This window comes from Pseudomonas sp. UM16, from assembly GCF_050312595.1.
Lineage (GTDB): Bacteria > Pseudomonadota > Gammaproteobacteria > Pseudomonadales > Pseudomonadaceae > Aquipseudomonas.
On the sequence record NZ_JBNPJT010000012.1, the window covers coordinates 36,720 to 53,777 of the forward strand.

The following is a 17,058-nucleotide window of genomic DNA, read 5'->3' on the forward strand; positions in this document are numbered from 1 at the left end:
CCTCAGACGGTCATCGCAGGTGCGGATTCTGCCAGCTCACGCCAGTCGGCACGTTCTGGTACGCCCGGTTTGCGGACCCCAAACAGCTGGATGACCAGCTCACCGTCGGCATCGAAGCCTTCATAGCTGGTGACAATGCCATCGACGCTTGGCTTACGCACACGCCACAGCTCAGTCACGCCAGTGGTTTTCAGGTGCAGGTTGAAAGCCGGGTCGAGGACGTTGAACCAGGTGTCCATCCAGCGCAGGTTGTTGACCGGCCCGGAGTGAATCTGGATGCAGTGCTTGTTGCCGACAAAGACCATGATCGGTACTTCGCGCTTGCCGGCTTCTTCCATCAGATTGGTCAGTTCGACCGTGGCCAATGGCTCGGCCCATTGGGAACCGGCCAGGCGCAAGGCCTGGGTTCGCGCCACGTCGTTGCGGCGCAGCAGGGCGAAGAAGTCGTGGGTGTCCTGCAGTTGCGACCACTCGCTACGCAGGGTTTCGGCATCCACGTCAGCATCTGCGCGCGGCGCCTTGGCGGCTGGCAGGGGTTGCAAGTCCAGCTCGGTGCTTTGCTGCTCGGCGCGGAAACGTTCTACCAGGGGTGCCCAGGCCGATTCTTCGCTGGTGGCGGTGAGGAACACCTTGTGCACTGCAGTGCCCTGGCGGTCGAACACCTGGATGCTGCGCTGGGGGCCGCGGGCAGTTGTTTCGTCGACGGCGAACACGCTGGCCCAGCCGCTGAGGAACAGGCGCAGGTCGATGTCTGGTGACAGCACCATGCCCATCTGACCGCTGCCCATGATTGTCACCTCGTGGTACACGCCTTTGCGCTCGTGCACGCAGTGCTCGTTACGGGTCAGGGCCATGATGTAACCCAACTCGCCAAGCGCTGGCAGCAGCGCCGCCCATTCCGGACGCAGGCGGACGGTATCGACGCCCAGGCGGCTGGCGGTCAGCTCAGCCTCGCTAACGCCAAGTTTGGCAGCGGCATCGCGAGCGCGCAGGCCGGATTGCTCAGTGCGCAGCTGTTGCCAGTGTTGGTACAGCGCAGGGCCGGTCGCCCGGGCGAGTGTTGGGGCAGTCATGGTCAACTCCTTCAGGGTCATCGGTTCGCCGTAAGGGCGAATTCTATTGGTATTTCCACGCGGCTGGGCACAGCCCTGCCGTCGACTACTTCGGGGCGAAAACGCCATTGGCTCACCGCTTCGAGCGCAGCCTGGTCGAGGCTTGTCACGCCTGATGAACGCACCAGCGTCAGCTTCAGTTGACGGCCGCGTTCATCCAGGCACACCTCGACCCGAACGGTCCCTTGCTGGTTGCGCCGACGTGCTTGCGACGGGTAGCGAGGTGGCGGGGGAGGGCTGATAAAGCTGGGGCGCAGGCTCAGCACCGGTGAAGTGGGTGGTGGCAGCGCGGCCGGGGCTGGGGCTGGCGCTGGCGCACGAACTGTACTGGCGGTGCTGGTGCTTGCTTGCGAGGCTGCAGACGCAATGGCGGGTTGGCTCGGGCGCGGTTTGGTCGGTGGCTGCGGTGCAGATTTGACCAGCGCCGGTTGTGGTTTGGGCGGCAATGGTTTGGCGATAGTGGGGGCAGGCTTGGTGGCGGCAAGCGGTTTGGCAGGCAGTGGCACCGGTTGTGGTTGCACACGAGCAGCGGGCGCCGGTTGCGCTTCGGCTGCTGAGGCCAGGCTGACCAATTGGATCGCCATTGGCGCTTGCCACGCCAGAGGCGCGGGCTCTGCCCGTAGCGTGTGCAGCAGCCAGCCCACGCTCATATGCAGCGCGACTGACATTACCAGGTAGGCCCAAGCGTGCTTCATGCAGATCTAATTCTTATTGAAACGTAATGCATATGGTAATAATTTGCATTTGTAAGTCAAGCTGGTTATCGTCGCCGCCGCTGCTAACGGAGCGTTTTTCAGTCCCAGACCCCTCACAGAAAGGGGCCACTTGCTGAGCTCATAACAAAATCAAACACATCCCCGTCAGCCCCGACGGTCAACGCAGGCGCGCCAGGAGGCCGGCCTGCAAGCACCGCGGCCTGACCATCAGGAGTTAAGTTAGATGTCGATTCGCCCGCCTTTTTCTCGGCGTTCCTGGCTTGCCTTGCTGCTGCTTTCGCCCTCGCTGGCCCTGGCCGCCGAGCCTGCTACTCAGTTCGACACCATCAGCGTGACCGCCACGCGTACCGAACAGACGCTGCTGCAAGTACCCAGCACGGTCTCGGTGCACAACGAACGTGAAATCGATCAGCACAACGTCAAGGATCTCAAAGATCTGGTGCGTTACGAGCCGGGCGTTTCGGTCAACGGCACCGGTAGCCGCTTCGGTCTGGCGGGGGCCAACATCCGCGGCATCGATGGCAATCGGGTGCTGACCCAGGTCGATGGTGTGCGGGTGCCACAAAGCAACTTCTTCAGCCCGTTCCAGGACGTGCGCAGCAACTACGTTGACCTCGACACCATCAAACAGGTGGAAATCATTCGCGGCCCAGCCTCTTCGCTGTACGGCAGCGATGCCATCGGTGGTGCGGTCAGCTTCCTGACCAAAGATGCAGGCGACTACCTTGAAGACGGCGACGACACCTACACCCGGTTCAAGACTGGCTATGACGGCAGCGATGACAGCTGGCAACGCAGCGCCACCTTCGCCGGGCGCACCGGCACTGTGGATGGCTTGTTGCACCTGGGGCGCCGCGATGGTCAGTCCACCGACACCTTTGGTGGCAACGGCGGCGTTGGCACCTCCCGCGAGGAAGCTAACCCGCTCGACTACACCACCGAGAACCTGCTGGCGAAACTGGGTTGGGACTATGCTGACGGTGACCGCTTGCAGTTCACCTACGAGCGCTATCAGGACGACGCCAACAGCAACCTACTCAGCGACATCACTTCCCGGGCGACCGTCATGAGCCCAGCCATCCTCGGTTCGCAATCCAAAGACAGCATTGACCGCGACCGCTATAGCCTGGAGCACACCTTGAGCCTGGACAGCCTGCTGGCCGACCGCTTGAAGTGGCAGCTCAACTACCAGGAAAGCAACAACAACCAGAAGACCTTGCAACAGCGTCAGACCGTCTCTGGGGTCGACCGCGTGCGCTCGCGTGACTCGCAGTACGATGAGCGACTGTGGAGCCTGAACACTCAGGTGGACAAACAATTCGCGGTCGGCGATACCCAGCATTTGATGATCTATGGTGGTGAAGTCAAACGCATCGAATCCAGCAACCTGCGGACCGGCAAGGAAGTTCGCTTGGACACGGGTGCTGTTGTGCCGGCCACCGAGAACTTCCCGGTCAGCGACTTCCCGGATCCGACCAGCGAATCGCTGGGCCTGTTCGTTCAGGACAGCATCGAGATCGGCCGCTGGACCCTGATGCCGGGCCTGCGTTACGACTACTATCGGCAGACCCCGCACGTCACCGACGAATACCTCAATGGTCTGCCGTCAGAGACTGATCCGTCACGCATCTCCGACGATCACTTCTCACCGAAATTTGCCGTTACTTACCAGTTGACCGACCATGAAAGCGTCTATGGTCAGTACGCCGCTGGCTTCCGTGCGCCAAACCCGGTGAACATGTACGGTGAATTCAGTAACCCGCAGCACGGCTACCAGCAGATCGGCAACCCGGACCTCAAGCCTGAAACCAGTGACAGCTTTGAACTTGGCCTGCGTGGGCGTTACGACCTGGGCAGTTTCGGTATCGCGTTGTTCTACAACAAGTACAAGGACTTCATCGACACCGCCACCGTGGCGGATCCTAATGGCACTGGCCTGCTGACCTTCCAGTCACGCAACCTTAGCAAGGTCACCATTCGTGGTGCCGAAGCCAAAGGCGATATCAAACTCGACGCCTTCATGCCTGTTGGCACCCGTGCGCTGGGTTCCATTGCCTATGCCCGCGGCGAAGATGAAGAGACCGGTCAGCCGCTCAACAGCGTCGACCCGCTCAAGGCCGTCATTGGCCTGGGTTACGATGCGCCGAGCGGTATCTACGGTGGGCAATTGACCTGGACCGTGGTGCAATCGAAAGACCGCGTCGATCACAGTAGCGATGCCGAATTGGGCATCGACCGTCAGTTCGAAACCCCCGGTTACGGCGTACTCGATCTGAATGCCTGGTGGCAGGTGACCGAGCAAGTGTCGATCAATGGCGGATTGTTCAACGTCACCGACAAGGAGTACTGGAACTGGGGTGATGTTCAAGGTCGCGACACCAATGCTGCTGATCTTGGTCGTTTAAGTCAGCCAGGACGCTATGCCGCCGTCAATGTGATCTGGGAGATCTGATAGCACTGATCGCCGCGCTGCCCAGCAAGGGGCGAGCGCGGCTTAAACAACTCAGTTGATGTGGGGATGGCGATCAATCGTCGTCATCGTCATCGTCATCATCCCGGTCGCGACGGCGGTCGTTGTCGTAGTAACGATAGCGGTCGTCGTCGCGATAGCGTTTGTTGTATTTGTGGTTGTCACGGTCATCGCGGTCGTCATCCCAGTCGCGCGAGTAACGATGGTCGCGGTCCCAGCGATGATCGTCGCGGTCGTAATCGTGGTAGTAACAGCCGGAGGTGGCCAGTACCGTGGCGATCACGGCGAATCGGGTCAGATGTTTCAGCACTGTGGTTCCTTGATCCGCACAGCGGTAGGGAGGGTACAGGCTCAGACCATCAATTGAGGTGTTTGTTTCGCAAGGGAACGGCAGCTTCGCCACATCGAATTGCCTAAAGTTCGCTGGTGCCAGGCCGATGAAAAGGTCAACCCATAGACCATCAGGATGATAAGCGCATGGTTGGTATCAGTGCTGTTTCGATTAACAGCAGCGCCTTGAGCGGCGCGAGCGTCAATGTTGGCGCACAGGACCCGGCGGCGGAGGCACAAGAGGGGCCGCTGAAGGTCGATCTTGCCGGCGTTGCCCAGAGCAATAAGGCCGCGTCGAGTGAAAGCAGCGAAAGCAGCGAACCGGCCCACATCAAACAATTGCGCCAGATGATCGAGCGGCTGCAAAAGCAATTGGCCGAACAACAGAAGCAGTTGCAGGCAGTCATGGCCAGCACTATGGAAGAAACCGCCAAGGCGTCGGCAGTCGCTGCCGCGCAATCGGCGGTGAGTTCGACTATGGGCGCAATTCAGTCAGCCACCGCGCAACTGCTCAAGGCCCTGCTCGACAGCGGCGGTAGCAGCGCGGGCAGTATGGTCAGCACCAGCGCCTGACCAACCGAGGGCCTGGCGCACAATGCGCTCAGGCCCGCCGTGCTCAGTCAACGGTTGGACGGTTTTGGCTGCGGTCGGATTTGTAGCGCATGGCCACTGCCGGTGCCGGTTTGGTGCTGCCGGTTTCCAGCCACTGCCGCATGCGGCTGGCATCGGCAAAGTGGGTGTACTTGCCGAAGGCATCGAGAATCACCATGGCGACCGGACGGTTGTCCATCTTTGTCAGCAACACCAGACAGTGTCCGGCATCGTTGGTAAAGCCGGTTTTGGTCAGGTTGATATCCCAATTGCTCTTGTTGACCAAGTGGTCGGTGTTACGAAAACCCAGGGTGTAGTTGGGCTTGCGAAACGCTACGGTCTTCTCGCGGGTGGTGCTCAACTGGCTCAGCATCGGGTAGTTGCGCGCCGCCAGCAGCAACTTGCCTAGATCGCGCGCGGTGGATACGTTGTAAGTCGACAAACCGGTGGGTTCGACGTATCGGGTATGGGCCATACCAAGTGCCTTGGCCTTGGCGTTCATCGCCTTGATAAAGGCGTTGTAGCCACCTGGATAGTTATGCGCCAGGGTCGAGGCAGCACGGTTTTCCGACGACATCAGGGTGATCTGCAACATCTCCTTGCGGTTCAACTGGCTACCCAGCTTCACCCGCGAATACACCCCTTTCATTTCCTTGTTCTGCGCGATGGTGACCGTGAGCATCTCATCCATGTTCTGCTTGGCGTCGAGTACCACCATGCCGGTCATCAGCTTGGTGACCGAAGCGATTGGCACCACACGGTCGGCATTGTTGGCGTAAAGCACCTTGTTGGTTTGCAGGTCAATCAGCAAGGCCGCGCCAGAAGCCAGGCGCAATTTGCTGGGGTCACGTTGTTCCTGAAGAGGGGGTTGCGCAGCAGTGACTGGAGTAGCAGTCGAAGTACCTGTGAGCAACAGGAGCAGGCTGAGAATGGACAGGGAAGTTTTCACGTCGAGGCTCACTAAAAGTGGGTATGTCGTTGGCTGTGCAAGGGTTTTCCCCCAAAAAACGCTCGCATTCTGGAGTATGGCCTAGAGTCTGTCGATTCGCCTGTAAACATTGGGTCAAAGATGAACGAAATTTAATCTTGTACCCATTCTGTACCAACTAGCTGCGTTTCGAGCGTCTCCATTTCGTACCAGTCATCGGCTGAATTCATCCCAGGCATCAGGCTCATCGTGGCATAGGTGTACCGACAGGAAATAGGCGTGCCAGCGCAAACCCGGATCGTGCGGTTATAAGCGCTGGTCAGCCAGTTGTTCGGGGTTATGTACGTGCTGTGCAGGTTGTGTCGCGGGTGATTGTTTCCAGCATGTAGTCAGGGCTGTACTGATGCAGAACCTCGTTGGGCAGAGCGGTGGCTTTGGAGTTGATGAATGCTTCGAGATTGTCAGGGTGGTGGTGGTCGATGATGAAAATGTTTTCGGGACGGAAAAAATCATGCGCCGCAATCGTAGGGTTGGACGTGATGAGTTTTTTGTTGAAAAACATCGACTCCAGTACCCGCAAAGTTATACCGCTTTGTCCGGCTTGATTGATGTCAGCCAAGACAGTTGCGTTAATCGACTTTCTGATGTTTTCGTCATACGAAAGGCCTTCATCGACATGGTACTGCGAGTGCCGCTGCGTCTTATCGTCGGTGACGATGTGGAAATCAGCGATGCAATCAACATGACCCAGCTTTTCGGCGATGGATTCAATAGCGTCAGTCCGGCCTTTATCGCGGCCTAAAAAGAAGCATTTCGATGCGCTGCTAGGCGCTGCAAGTTGCTCATGCAAGCGCTTTGCATCGTCAACGCCATAGGGGAAAAATTGATTCATGTAGTCCATGCCAAACGCTTGGCATTGCGCTGCATCAAAGCTGTAGACCTTGTCAAAAATCCCTTCGATGCTGTGCATGAAGTTGGCATCGACAATATTCCTGACCAATAATACTTTTTTGCCGTTGAAATGTTTGATCAGCGTCGGCTGGAAACTCCGCTTGAACTGCCAGTCATTGCAGATAAGGATATCGTTGGCGGTGATCTTGTGTGGTCGCCATAGCTTTTTTGCCAACCAACTATTGCTGATCAGATTGGCATTGAATAATGTGTTTATCTTGGTGATGTAGCGATTGAGTCGTTTTGTTTTTTTGGGGGTGCTAATGGTCTTTGCACTATGGCGCAACGATAGATTTTTAATCATCGTCTGCTCATAATCAGCGATCCACCCAAGGAAAAAATATCTCACTCTACTCACTCCATCTGAGCTGTACTTGGATCTTACGCACGTGAAAGGTGGCTAAATGCCTTTGCGCAATTCTCCTCTATGTGAGTTAGGTGAGCAAACCGAAATTTACCAAGCAAGCTAATCATTAGTTCTGCCGATTCGATTTCAAAGGAGCGCCCCAATGGCCCACACTCCCAGTAAAGACACCGTTCTGTGCATTTCCCTGGCCGGTCGTCCTGGCACCTTTGGCGTGCGTTTTCACAACCATCTGTACCAACAGCTGGGCTTGGACTTTTACTACAAGGCCATGACCACCCAGGACCTGCCCGCAGCGGTGGGCGCAATACGTGCACTGGGCATCCGCGGTTGCGGCGTGTCGATGCCGTACAAAGAGGCGTGCATGGCGTTGGTCGACGAGATTGACCCGTCGGCAGCGGCGATCGAGTCGATCAATACCATCGTCAACGACGCTGGTCGCCTCAAGGCTTACAACACCGATTATCTGGCGGTGCGCCAACTGCTCGAACAGCACCAGGTGGATCCTGACACTGCCTTTGCCTTGCGCGGTAGCGGCGGTATGGCCAAAGCCGTGGCCAGTGCATTGCGTGACGCCGGCTTTTGCCAAGGCATCATCGTTGCCCGTAATGAGCAGGCCGGCCGTCAGTTGGCAGACAGTTATGGTTATCGTTGGCAGGCAGACCTTGGCGACTTGTGTCCGCCGATGCTGATCAACGTCACCCCAATCGGCATGGCTGGCGGGGTAGACGCTGAGCAATTGGCGTTCAGCCAGGAAGCAATCGCAGCGGCGCAGCGGGTATTTGATGTGGTGGCGATGCCGGCACGCACGCCATTGATCATTGAGGCTGAGCAGCAGGGCAAAGCAGTGATTACCGGCCTGGAAGTAATTGCCTTGCAGGCGTTGGAGCAGTTTGTGTTGTACACCGGTGTGCGACCGACCGCCGAGCAAGTGGCCTTGGCAGTGACGTATGCCCGGACGTAGGTGCTGACTTCGCGTCAATCGGGGTGCAAAAAAAACCGCGAATCCTCGCTCAAGGACTCGCGGTAAAAATTTACTAGAGGAGTTCAGCGCGAGGGGCCATTTCTAAAACATTGCCGACACTGAAATTGCACTTCGCGCTGGGCTGAATATTAAGTGTCGGAGAGTTAAATATCGACTGGCTAACTGTAAGTCTTTGCTACGTAACAAGTGAGAAATAATACTGATTTGTATTGTTGCAAGTTCGTAGCTTTGTTTCCGGTGAGTAATATTATTGGCACTGCTCAATCCAGTGTCATGGGGCGGGGGCGAGTTGCACGTTGAAAAGGCTGGACTGGAGCAGAAAGAAAAAAACCGCGAGCATGCGTTAACATGCTCGCGGTAAATGTTCTTGGGGAACAAGATTCAGCTTAGGAGAGTGCGAGGTCAATTGCCCCGTATCTTTACGCGTCCTGCATAATTAAGATCGACCTCGCGCTCGACTAAATATTAAGCGGCAAGCGACAGAATAGCGAGTTACGAACTGTAATTTTTTGCTACATTGCAGTGCTGTAACAAAGTTGCGGCACTGCAATTGTTTTAAGTGCGCTCAATGATTGGCGTGCTAAGTTGTTTCTCCACCGCCGCCATACTTAAGTGAATGGCGGCAGTGGACAGCCCACGCTTTACTCCAGTGCCGCCAAGCGCTCTTCCAGTGCTGCAATCCGTGCTTCCAGCGCTTCGATTCGCTCCAGAGGCACGGTACCGGCGCTGCTGCGCTCCGGCCCTTGCTGACGCGCAGCAAGAATTGCGTCGATCTCGGCCGGATCACCCAGCGCATGGGTATAGCGGTCTTCACGCTGCCCGGCCTGACGTGGCAGGTGCAGGGCAAAGCCACGGGCGATCAGGCGTTCAAGCTGATGCACTACTTGCTCGGCGTCCTCGAACTCATGCATGCGGTTGCTGCGGGTCAGCAGTTCATTGACCGTCTGCGGCCCGCGCAGGAACATCAGGCCGAGCAGGGTGACTTGGGCGGGCACCAGCTCCAGGGCCTTGTCCACACGCTGCTCCCAGCGGTCGGCGCGGCTGCCCATCTGCAGGCGGGTCAGGCCCTGGCCTTCAAGGGCGCGCAAGGCCTGGCCAACCTGGCCCTGACTGAGGTTGGTCACAGGTTCGCGGCTGGTCTTCTGGTTGCAGGCCAGAACCAGAGCGTTCAAGGTCAGTGGGTAGGTTTCCGGGCTGGTGGCTTGCTTTTCAATCAGCGCGCCCAGCACGCGGACTTCACTACTGTTGAAGCGTGCTTGTGCGGGGGATTCGGTTTCGTCGGACATGGCCCTGTCTCTATGCGAAGGAAGGCCTCTAGCCTAGGTGCGCGACAGGGTAAAACACAAGCAGCCGGTGCAGGGCGCACCGGCTGCTGCTCAGGTTCAGGCGCCCTGGCGGTCCTCGGCCATGCAGGCCGCGGCAGTAAACAGCACGTCGGTGGAGGAGTTCAGCGCGGTTTCCGCCGAATCCTGCAGCACGCCAATGATGAAGCCAACGGCGACCACTTGCATGGCGATCTCGCTGGGAATGCCGAACAGGCTGCACGCCAACGGGATCAGCAGCAGCGAACCACCGGCCACACCTGAGGCACCACAGGCGCAGACCGCAGCGACGACGCTCAGGAGAATGGCAGTAGGAATATCGACGGCAATGCCCAAGGTATGGACGGCGGCCAGAGTCAGCACGGTGATGGTGGTGGCTGCACCGGCCATGTTGATGGTCGCCCCCAGCGGGATCGAAACCGAGTAGGTGTCTTCGTGCAGGCCCAGGCGCTCGCTGAGGGCCAGGTTGACTGGAATGTTGGCTGCCGAACTACGGGTGAAGAACGCGGTGATACCGCTTTCACGCAGGCACAGCAGTACCAGCGGGTAAGGGTTGCGACGGATTTTCCAATACACGATCAATGGATTGACCACCAGCGCCACGAACAACATGCAGCCGATCAGTACGGCCAGCAGATGCAGGTAGCCGAGCAGAGCATCCAGGCCGGACTGCGCCAGGGTCGAAGCCACCAGGCCGAAAATACCCAGCGGGGCAAAGCGGATCACCACGCGCACGATCAGGGTGACGCCGTTGGACAGGTCTTCAACCACAGTACGGGTGGTTTGCCCGGCGTGACGAATAGCCACGCCCAAGCCGATCGCCCAGGCCAGGATGCCGATGAAGTTAGCGTTCATCAGGGCGCTGATCGGATTATCGACCACGCTCAGCAGCAGGCTTTGCAGCACTTCGGCGATGCCGCCTGGTGCGCTCAGGGCAACGTCCGAGGTGCTCAGCGCCAGCGAGGAGGGGAATAGCATGCTGGCCATCACTGCAACCACGGCGGCAGAGAAGGTGCCGAACAAGTACAGCACCAGGATCGGCCGGATGTGGGTTTCGGTGCCGTGTTTATGGTTGGCGATCGACGCCATGACCAGAATGAACACCAGGATCGGTGCCACGGCCTTGAGCGCGGAGACGAACACCTTGCCGACGAAGCCCAGGCTCAGGGCAGCCTCGGGGGCGATCAGGGCCAGGGCGATACCGGCGACGAGGCCGATCATGATCTGTACCACCAGACTGGTACGGTTCAACAACTTTAGAACAGGTGTCATGTCGGGTGTTTCTCTGTCTTGTAAAAGGGCAGCCGGCCCGTCGCGACGCCGGGAATTATTAAGGCGTCGGGCGATCTAGGCCACGAAAGGGGCGCGACTTTAGCACAGCGGGGCACCATCGGTGATTGCCCTGTGTCAGACCGTAAGGCAGGCGTGTAGTATGCGCGCCCCTTGGAAACGGCCCAGCGCCGTGGATGTTTAGAACTCTGGAGTGTAGATGTTACTGCCGATTCTGTTGCTGGCTGCGGCTGGTTTCACCGTGTTGACCACCGAGTTCGTGATTGTTGGGCTGCTGCCGGGAATCGCTCGCGACCTGGCGGTTAGCGTGCCCCAGGCTGGGCTGCTGGTGACGTTGTTTGCCTTCACCGTGGCTTGCTTTGGTCCGTTCCTCACTGCCTGGTGCGCGCGTTTTGATCGCAAGCGTTTGTTCGTTGGCATTTTGGTGCTGTTTGCCGCCTGCAATGCGCTGGCGGCGTTGGCTCCGAACATTTATGTCATGGGCTTGGCACGGTTGCTGCCGGCCTTGGGTTTGCCAGTATTTTGGGCGCTGGCCAGCGAAACGGCGGTGGACATTGTCGGGCCGGCCTATGCTGGACGGGCAATTTCGAAAATCAGTTTTGGCGTGGTTTGCGCCACGGTGTTTGGTATTCCGGTCGGCACCCTGGTCGGCGATGCCCTGGGCTGGCGGGCAGCTTTTGCCTTGCTGGCCGTGCTGGCGCTGGCCAAGGCGTTGTTGCTGCATCTTTATTTGCCACGCACACCCCGGCACAACCAGGCCACCTCCTTGCGTGGGCAGTTCGGCATCTTGCGCAGTCGCCTGCTGCAAGGCCATGTGCTGCTCTCGGTGCTGGTGTTCAGCGGCATATTCACCGTTTACACCTACCTGGCCGATATCCTTGAGCGCTTGGCCGGCTTCGATGGTGCGCGGGTCGGCTGGTACTTGATGGGCTTCGGCGCAGTGGGGCTGATCGGCAACAGCCTTGGTGGTCGCGCCGTGGACCGTCACCCGTTGTTGGCCTCAGGCGGCTTTTGTGCGCTGATGCTGGTGGGCCTGGTTGCCTTGGTGCCGAGCATTCATTCCACCTATGGCCTGATGGCGGCGCTGGCGATCTGGGGGGCGACCCAGGCGGCGCTGTTTCTGGTCAGCCACGTACGCTTGATCAAGGCCGCACCGCAGGCGCCGGCGTTCGCCGCGTCGCTGAACATCGCCGGGGGCAATCTGGGGATTGGTCTGGGGGCGATGATTGGTGGTCGAGTGATCGACAACCTGGGGCTGGCCAGCCTCGGTTATGTCGCCTCTGTGTTGATTGGCGCCTCGGTACTGCTGGCCCTGGGGCTTATGCGTGTGGGGGATGCCCGCGCTACCAGTTGAACAACTGACGTCGGGCGCCTTCAGTGATGGCGAGAATGCCTGGGTGTTTGACCTTGCGCTCTACCGAAATGGCATAGAACGACTCGATCACCGCGTCGGTCTGACCGATCAGCTCAACGCCGTATTGTCGGCACACCTCATCGGCAATCACGCTGGGGCCGATGAAGATGCCGCTGCCGGATTGGCCGAAGGCCTGCATCAGCGCGCTGTCGTCGAACTCGCCGACAATCCGCGGCTGGATTTGCTGCTCGGCAAACCAGCGCAGCAGGCGGCTACGGACCACGGTTTCCTGGCCGGGAATCAGCAACGGTGCGTGTTGCAGACAAGCTGGGAAGTCTTTGCCCAAACTCGCGGCCAGGGCAGGGGTAGCGAAGAAGCTGATGCCGCATTCACCCAAGCGCTGGCTGTAGCCCTTGATGTCCAGATGGCTGGGCATCGGGCTGTCGGAGATCACCAGGTCCAGACGCTGAATGGCAAGATCGGCGAGCAAGCGCTCAAGCTTGTCTTCACGGCAGCTCAGGCGCAGCGCGTCTTCCATGTCCATGGTGGGGGCCAATAGGCGATAGACGATGGATTTTGGCACCACGTCAGCCACCCCAACGCGAAACAGAATCTGCTGTTCATCCGGACGGGTGCGCAGCATCGCCTCAAGTTCGCCGCCAATCTGGAACATCTGTTCGGCATAGGTCAGCGCCTGACGGCCACTTTCGGTCAGTTCCAGCTGCCGCCCGACCCGGCGAAACAGCTCGATGCCGTAGGTCTGTTCGAGCAGGCTGATCTGTCCGCTGATGGTTTGCGGGGTCAGGTTCAACTGCTCGCCGGCGCGTACGATACTGCCGGTACGGGCCACTACCCAGAAGTAATGCACTTGCCGGTAATTGAGCATGGGTATTTCCCGATTCGAAAAAACCGAAGTATAAGCGGTAAAAATACGAATTTTCCTGATGTATCAAGATATTTAGAATCCCCTGCCATCACGGTGCCTCTTACCAGACACTGATCAATGACATGGAGATCTACCTATGCTTTACCTCAAATCCATCGGTACACCCCTGGTGCTGCTGTTGGCGCTGCTGACCATGAGCGGCTGCGAGCAGGCGGAAAAGTCCGCCCAGCAGATGCTCAACCAAGCAGCGCAATCGGCCAAGCAAGCGATTGACCAAACCAACGAAGCTGCCCAGCAAGCCCTCAGCGAAGCCACCGGCTCCGAGGGTGACAACGCTGGCAAACCTGAAAGCGACGACAGCGCTAAAGAAATCTGACCCACCCCTTACCTCGATGCAGGATTGATTCATGGAATACTTGTTGGAACTCGCTGCAAGCCCGACCGCCTGGGTAGCCCTGGCCACCCTGGTGGCCATGGAGATCGTGCTCGGCATCGATAACCTGATCTTCATCTCTATCCTGACCAACAAGCTGCCCGAGGAATTTCGCTCCAAGGCGCGTCGTATCGGTATCAGCATGGCGCTGGTGATGCGCTTGGGCCTGCTCAGCACCATTGCCTGGATCGTGCAGCTGACCGAGCCGGTCATCGATGTGTTCGGTCATACCTTCTCCTGGAAGGACATGATCCTGATTGCCGGTGGTCTGTTCCTGTTGTGGAAGGCGACTACTGAAATCCACGAGAGTGTCGACCCGCGGGCCAAGGAGGAAAGCAAGGCGTCCTCGACCATCACCCTTGGCTTTGCTGCCGCTATCGGTCAGATCCTGGTGTTGGACATCGTCTTCTCGATCGACAGCATCATCACCGCTGTGGGCATGACTGAACACTTGCCGATCATGATCATTGCCGTGGTTAGCGCCGTGGTCGTGATGCTGGTGGCCGCCGACCCGCTGGCCAAGTTCATCAACGACAACCCGACCGTGGTGATGCTGGCCCTGGGCTTCTTGATCATGATTGGCATGACCCTGATCGCTGAAGGCTTTGGCGCTCACGTACCGAAAGGTTATGTGTATGCAGCGATGGCATTCTCTACGGCGATCGAAGCGCTGAACATCATGTCGCGCCGGGCGCGCTTGAAGCGCGAAGCGGCTGAAGGCTGATAACCGATTGTGGGAGAGCGGATGAATCCGCTCCCACTCGTTGTTAGCGATCAATGCGCATTGGCATGCCGGCGGCTACGCCGGGTAGGTACCGCTTCATTGGTTTTCTTCGGCAACGTGTGATGCGGGTGGTGACGGCGGGCAATCCGCAGCACCCCCCAAAGCATGGCGGCGGCGACGCTCAACCAGGCGCCTACCAGCATGATGATCGCCATTGTCAGGCTCATGTCTGCCTCCTCAGGTCCTGGCCAGCCAATAATGCTCGCCATGCGGACACCCCTAGAGTCTAGCCGAAGCCATGTTGCAGGCTATTGACCGATGGTCTAGCCCCTTGGGCCGCTTTGTTCTAAGCCGCCAGCACACTATACCCACGCCGCTAGCCAGCCTATGATCGCACTCCAGGGCCGGGCGCTGTCTGCCAGGCATCAGCACAAGCGAGCGTTCATGCTGCCACTGTCTACCCGATGTTCTTCAATCGCCCCGCGGCGCCTGCTGGCCGCCTGCGCGGTGGCATTAGCCCTGGCCGGTTGTGCCAGCCAGCCTGCAGCGCCGATCAAGGGTTTGCCGCAGCGGGTCGAAATCGGCTCGGTGCCGTTCTACCGCGGTAACGCCAACCAGAGCGCGCCGATGGCCTTGGCAGCGATCCTTTCGCAACAGGGCGTGCGCATTACCCCAGGTTTGCTTGAGCAACCCCTGGGCCTGCCGCAGGGCGTGGACAAACTGCAGGATTCGATGCAAAACGTCGCCCGTCAGTACGGCATGGTGGTTTATCCAATGGAGCCGAAACTGAACGCCTTGCTGGCCCAGGTGGCCGCCGGCAATCCAGTGCTGTTGCGCTATGCCGAAGGCTCGACGTTCTTCTCTGAACCGCGCTATGCCGTGCTGGTCGGTTACGACAGCTACAAGCAGCGGGTACTGCTGCGTGCCGGTATGCACCGGCGCATGTTGATGGACTTCGATGACTTCACATCGGCATGGAATGAGCAGGGGAGTTGGGCAGTGTTGGTGCAGCCGCCGGGCCAATTGCCGGCCCAAGTTGACCGTCAGCGTTGGCTGAAGGCGGCCAATGACCTGGCCCAGACGGGCCAGGAACAAGCAGCCCGCCAGGCCGTCAGCACCTTGGGGCAGTGACGGCGCGGGCGGGCGTCGGGCTTAGAAGCCCAGGCGGTCGCGCAGGCTGTAGTACCAGGCACCCAGGGCGCTGAACGGTACGCGCAGCAGTTGGCCGCCGGGGAACGGGTAGTGCGGCAGCTCGGCGAAGGCGTCGAAACGCTCAGCCTGACCACGCAGGGCCTCGGCCAGCACCTTGCCCGCCAGGTGGGTGTAGGTGACGCCGTGGCCACTGCAACCCTGCGAGTAGTAGATGTTGTCGCCCAGACGGCCGACCTGAGGTAGGCGCGACAGGGTCAGCAGGAAGTTACCAGTCCAGGCGTAGTCGATCTTCACGTCTTTGAGCTGGGGGAAGGCCTTGAGCATTTTCGGCCGGATAATGGCTTCGATGTTCGCAGGATCACGCGCGCCGTACACCACGCCACCACCGAAGATCAGGCGCTTGTCGCCGGTCAGGCGGTAGTAGTCGAGCAGGTAGTTGCAGTCTTCGACGCAGTAGTCTTGCGGCAGCAGCTGGCGGGCCAGATCGTCGCCCAGTGGCTCAGTGGTGATCACCTGAGTACCGCACGGCATGGACTTGGCGGCCAGTTCCGGCACCAGATTGCCCAGGTAGGCGTTACCGGCCACGATGATGAACTTGGCGCGCACTTTACCTTGCGGAGTGTGCACAACCGGGTTGGCGCCACGCTCGATGCGTACCGCTGGAGATTGTTCGTAGATCTTGCCGCCCAGCGACTCGACCGCGGCGGCTTCGCCCAGGGCCAGGTTCAACGGATGGATATGGCCGCCGCTCATGTCGAGCATGCCGCCCAGGTACTGATCGCAATCGACGACTTCACGAATGCGCTTCTGGTCCATCAGTTCCAGTTGGGTATGGCCGAAGCGCTCCCACAGGCGTTTTTGCGATTCCAGGTGGCCCATCTGCTTGGGGGTCAGGGCAGCGAATACGCCACCGTCTTTCAGGTCGCACTGGATGTTGTACTTGGCCACGCGCTCACGGATGATGCGCCCGCCCTCGAAAGCCATGTGGCCGAGCAGCTGTGCTTGTTTAGGGCCGACGGTGCGTTCGATGACATCGATGTCGCGGCTATAACTGTTGACGATCTGGCCACCGTTGCGGCCCGAAGCGCCGAAACCGACTTTGGCGGCTTCCAGCACGGTCACACTAAAGCCCGCTTCCAGCAGGAACAGGGCGCTGGACAAACCGGTGTAGCCTGCGCCGATCACGCAGACGTCGGTCTGTACCTCTTCCTGCAGCGCCGGGCGCGGCGGTACCGGATTGGCCGATGCGGCGTAGTAGGACTGAGGGTAGGGGGTATTGGACATGCTGCGAAACCTCTGTTTTATATTTTTTACGACTGTACCGATGCTATCAATAATAATAAACACCCGCTAGTCGTGTGTTAAAAATCCTTTACCCCCCCCGGTTTTGGCAAATACGTTTGATATTCAGTGAGTTAGCTTGAAAAAAACAGTTGACACTGTCTGACGA

The 17,058-nt window shown here is 58.9% G+C and carries 17 protein-coding genes; 7 read left to right on the top strand and 10 right to left on the bottom strand.

The annotated features are described in order from the left end of the window. Positions 1 to 2 precede the first annotated feature (2 nt). On the bottom strand, positions 3 to 1,073 hold the full coding sequence (locus tag ACQRAX_RS15590) for a hemin-degrading factor (RefSeq protein WP_412039524.1): 1,071 nt from the start codon (positions 1,071 to 1,073) through the stop codon (positions 3 to 5). A 17-nt stretch (positions 1,074 to 1,090) separates the two neighbouring features. Next, on the bottom strand, positions 1,091 to 1,807 hold the full coding sequence (locus ACQRAX_RS15595) for an energy transducer TonB (protein WP_412039523.1): 717 nt from the start codon (positions 1,805 to 1,807) through the stop codon (positions 1,091 to 1,093). Between the two features lie 244 nt (positions 1,808 to 2,051). On the opposite strand from ACQRAX_RS15595, the gene ACQRAX_RS15600 reads away from it, so the two are divergent. Beyond that, positions 2,052 to 4,280 (top strand): TonB-dependent hemoglobin/transferrin/lactoferrin family receptor, encoded by a 2,229-nt coding sequence (locus tag ACQRAX_RS15600; RefSeq protein ID WP_412039522.1) that lies wholly within the window; start codon positions 2,052 to 2,054, stop codon positions 4,278 to 4,280. 73 nt (positions 4,281 to 4,353) lie between these two features. Here the strand turns inward: ACQRAX_RS15600 and ACQRAX_RS15605 are convergent, their stop codons facing one another. Next, positions 4,354 to 4,608 (bottom strand): hypothetical protein, encoded by a 255-nt coding sequence (locus ACQRAX_RS15605; protein WP_177327820.1) that lies wholly within the window; start codon positions 4,606 to 4,608, stop codon positions 4,354 to 4,356. Positions 4,609 to 4,775: 167 nt separating this feature from the next. On the opposite strand from ACQRAX_RS15605, the gene ACQRAX_RS15610 reads away from it, so the two are divergent. Then, positions 4,776 to 5,201 carry a hypothetical protein gene (locus ACQRAX_RS15610; protein ID WP_412039521.1) on the top strand — a complete coding sequence of 142 codons (426 nt, stop codon included), beginning with the start codon at positions 4,776 to 4,778 and terminating at the stop codon, positions 5,199 to 5,201. 43 nt (positions 5,202 to 5,244) lie between these two features. Here ACQRAX_RS15610 and pbpG read toward each other — a convergent pair whose 3' ends face one another. Continuing rightward, positions 5,245 to 6,168: a D-alanyl-D-alanine endopeptidase gene (gene pbpG / locus ACQRAX_RS15615; protein ID WP_412039520.1), complete on the bottom strand. Its 924-nt coding sequence runs from the start codon at positions 6,166 to 6,168 to the stop codon at positions 5,245 to 5,247. Positions 6,169 to 6,484: 316 nt separating this feature from the next. Further along, positions 6,485 to 7,447, bottom strand: coding sequence for a hypothetical protein (locus tag ACQRAX_RS15620; RefSeq protein ID WP_412039519.1), 963 nt, complete (start codon positions 7,445 to 7,447; stop codon positions 6,485 to 6,487). 160 nt (positions 7,448 to 7,607) lie between these two features. Here ACQRAX_RS15620 and ACQRAX_RS15625 point away from each other — a divergent pair, with 160 nt between their 5' ends. Beyond that, entirely contained in the window at positions 7,608 to 8,426 is an 819-nt protein-coding gene (locus ACQRAX_RS15625; protein ID WP_412039518.1) for a shikimate 5-dehydrogenase, read from the top strand. A 662-nt stretch (positions 8,427 to 9,088) separates the two neighbouring features. Here ACQRAX_RS15625 and ACQRAX_RS15630 read toward each other — a convergent pair. Together ACQRAX_RS15630 and sstT are read right to left on the bottom strand one after the other, a co-directional pair. Next, complete coding sequence (locus ACQRAX_RS15630; protein WP_412039517.1) at positions 9,089 to 9,733, bottom strand: YceH family protein; 645 nt, start codon at positions 9,731 to 9,733, stop codon at positions 9,089 to 9,091. 96 nt (positions 9,734 to 9,829) lie between these two features. Further along, positions 9,830 to 11,041: a serine/threonine transporter SstT gene (gene sstT, locus ACQRAX_RS15635; RefSeq protein ID WP_412039516.1), complete on the bottom strand. Its 1,212-nt coding sequence runs from the start codon at positions 11,039 to 11,041 to the stop codon at positions 9,830 to 9,832. Between the two features lie 217 nt (positions 11,042 to 11,258). Between sstT and ACQRAX_RS15640 the strand changes: the two genes are divergently transcribed. Then, positions 11,259 to 12,413: an MFS transporter gene (locus ACQRAX_RS15640; RefSeq protein ID WP_412039515.1), complete on the top strand. Its 1,155-nt coding sequence runs from the start codon at positions 11,259 to 11,261 to the stop codon at positions 12,411 to 12,413. Here the strand turns inward: ACQRAX_RS15640 and nhaR are convergent. After that, positions 12,403 to 13,299, bottom strand: coding sequence for a transcriptional activator NhaR (gene nhaR / locus ACQRAX_RS15645; protein WP_412039514.1), 897 nt, complete (start codon positions 13,297 to 13,299; stop codon positions 12,403 to 12,405). The genes ACQRAX_RS15640 and nhaR overlap by 11 nt on opposite strands. Before the next feature lie 136 nt (positions 13,300 to 13,435). Between nhaR and ACQRAX_RS15650 the strand changes: the two genes are divergently transcribed. Together ACQRAX_RS15650 and ACQRAX_RS15655 are read left to right on the top strand one after the other, a co-directional pair. Further along, positions 13,436 to 13,675 (top strand): hypothetical protein, encoded by a 240-nt coding sequence (locus ACQRAX_RS15650; protein WP_412039513.1) that lies wholly within the window; start codon positions 13,436 to 13,438, stop codon positions 13,673 to 13,675. A gap of 31 nt (positions 13,676 to 13,706) precedes the next feature. Beyond that, the gene (locus tag ACQRAX_RS15655) at positions 13,707 to 14,456 is read left to right on the top strand and encodes a TerC family protein (RefSeq protein WP_412039512.1); all 750 of its coding nucleotides are present in this window, start codon (positions 13,707 to 13,709) and stop codon (positions 14,454 to 14,456) included. Positions 14,457 to 14,506: 50 nt separating this feature from the next. Here ACQRAX_RS15655 and ACQRAX_RS15660 read toward each other — a convergent pair whose 3' ends face one another. After that, entirely contained in the window at positions 14,507 to 14,683 is a 177-nt protein-coding gene (locus tag ACQRAX_RS15660) for a hypothetical protein (protein WP_412039511.1), read from the bottom strand. 160 nt (positions 14,684 to 14,843) lie between these two features. Between ACQRAX_RS15660 and ACQRAX_RS15665 the strand changes: the two genes are divergently transcribed. After that, the gene (locus ACQRAX_RS15665) at positions 14,844 to 15,587 is read left to right on the top strand and encodes a peptidase C39 family protein (protein ID WP_412039510.1); all 744 of its coding nucleotides are present in this window, start codon (positions 14,844 to 14,846) and stop codon (positions 15,585 to 15,587) included. Positions 15,588 to 15,608: 21 nt separating this feature from the next. On the opposite strand, the gene ACQRAX_RS15670 is transcribed toward ACQRAX_RS15665, so the two are convergent. After that, positions 15,609 to 16,892: an NAD(P)/FAD-dependent oxidoreductase gene (locus tag ACQRAX_RS15670; RefSeq protein ID WP_045184326.1), complete on the bottom strand. Its 1,284-nt coding sequence runs from the start codon at positions 16,890 to 16,892 to the stop codon at positions 15,609 to 15,611. Positions 16,893 to 17,058: the final 166 nt, after the last annotated feature.

Excerpts from the sequence above, each read along its gene's own strand:
- ACQRAX_RS15590 (WP_412039524.1), bottom strand. The coding sequence starts at position 1,073 with ATGACTGCCCCAACACTCGCCCGGGCGACCGGCCCTGCGCTGTACCAA.
- ACQRAX_RS15595 (WP_412039523.1), bottom strand. The coding sequence starts at position 1,807 with ATGAAGCACGCTTGGGCCTACCTGGTAATGTCAGTCGCGCTGCATATG.
- ACQRAX_RS15600 (WP_412039522.1), top strand. The coding sequence starts at position 2,052 with ATGTCGATTCGCCCGCCTTTTTCTCGGCGTTCCTGGCTTGCCTTGCTG.
- ACQRAX_RS15610 (WP_412039521.1), top strand. The coding sequence starts at position 4,776 with ATGGTTGGTATCAGTGCTGTTTCGATTAACAGCAGCGCCTTGAGCGGC.
- ACQRAX_RS15625 (WP_412039518.1), top strand. The coding sequence starts at position 7,608 with ATGGCCCACACTCCCAGTAAAGACACCGTTCTGTGCATTTCCCTGGCC.
- ACQRAX_RS15630 (WP_412039517.1), bottom strand. The coding sequence starts at position 9,733 with ATGTCCGACGAAACCGAATCCCCCGCACAAGCACGCTTCAACAGTAGT.
- sstT (WP_412039516.1), bottom strand. The coding sequence starts at position 11,041 with ATGACACCTGTTCTAAAGTTGTTGAACCGTACCAGTCTGGTGGTACAG.
- ACQRAX_RS15640 (WP_412039515.1), top strand. The coding sequence starts at position 11,259 with ATGTTACTGCCGATTCTGTTGCTGGCTGCGGCTGGTTTCACCGTGTTG.
- nhaR (WP_412039514.1), bottom strand. The coding sequence starts at position 13,299 with ATGCTCAATTACCGGCAAGTGCATTACTTCTGGGTAGTGGCCCGTACC.
- ACQRAX_RS15650 (WP_412039513.1), top strand. The coding sequence starts at position 13,436 with ATGCTTTACCTCAAATCCATCGGTACACCCCTGGTGCTGCTGTTGGCG.
- ACQRAX_RS15655 (WP_412039512.1), top strand. The coding sequence starts at position 13,707 with ATGGAATACTTGTTGGAACTCGCTGCAAGCCCGACCGCCTGGGTAGCC.
- ACQRAX_RS15660 (WP_412039511.1), bottom strand. The coding sequence starts at position 14,683 with ATGAGCCTGACAATGGCGATCATCATGCTGGTAGGCGCCTGGTTGAGC.
- ACQRAX_RS15665 (WP_412039510.1), top strand. The coding sequence starts at position 14,844 with ATGATCGCACTCCAGGGCCGGGCGCTGTCTGCCAGGCATCAGCACAAG.
- ACQRAX_RS15670 (WP_045184326.1), bottom strand. The coding sequence starts at position 16,892 with ATGTCCAATACCCCCTACCCTCAGTCCTACTACGCCGCATCGGCCAAT.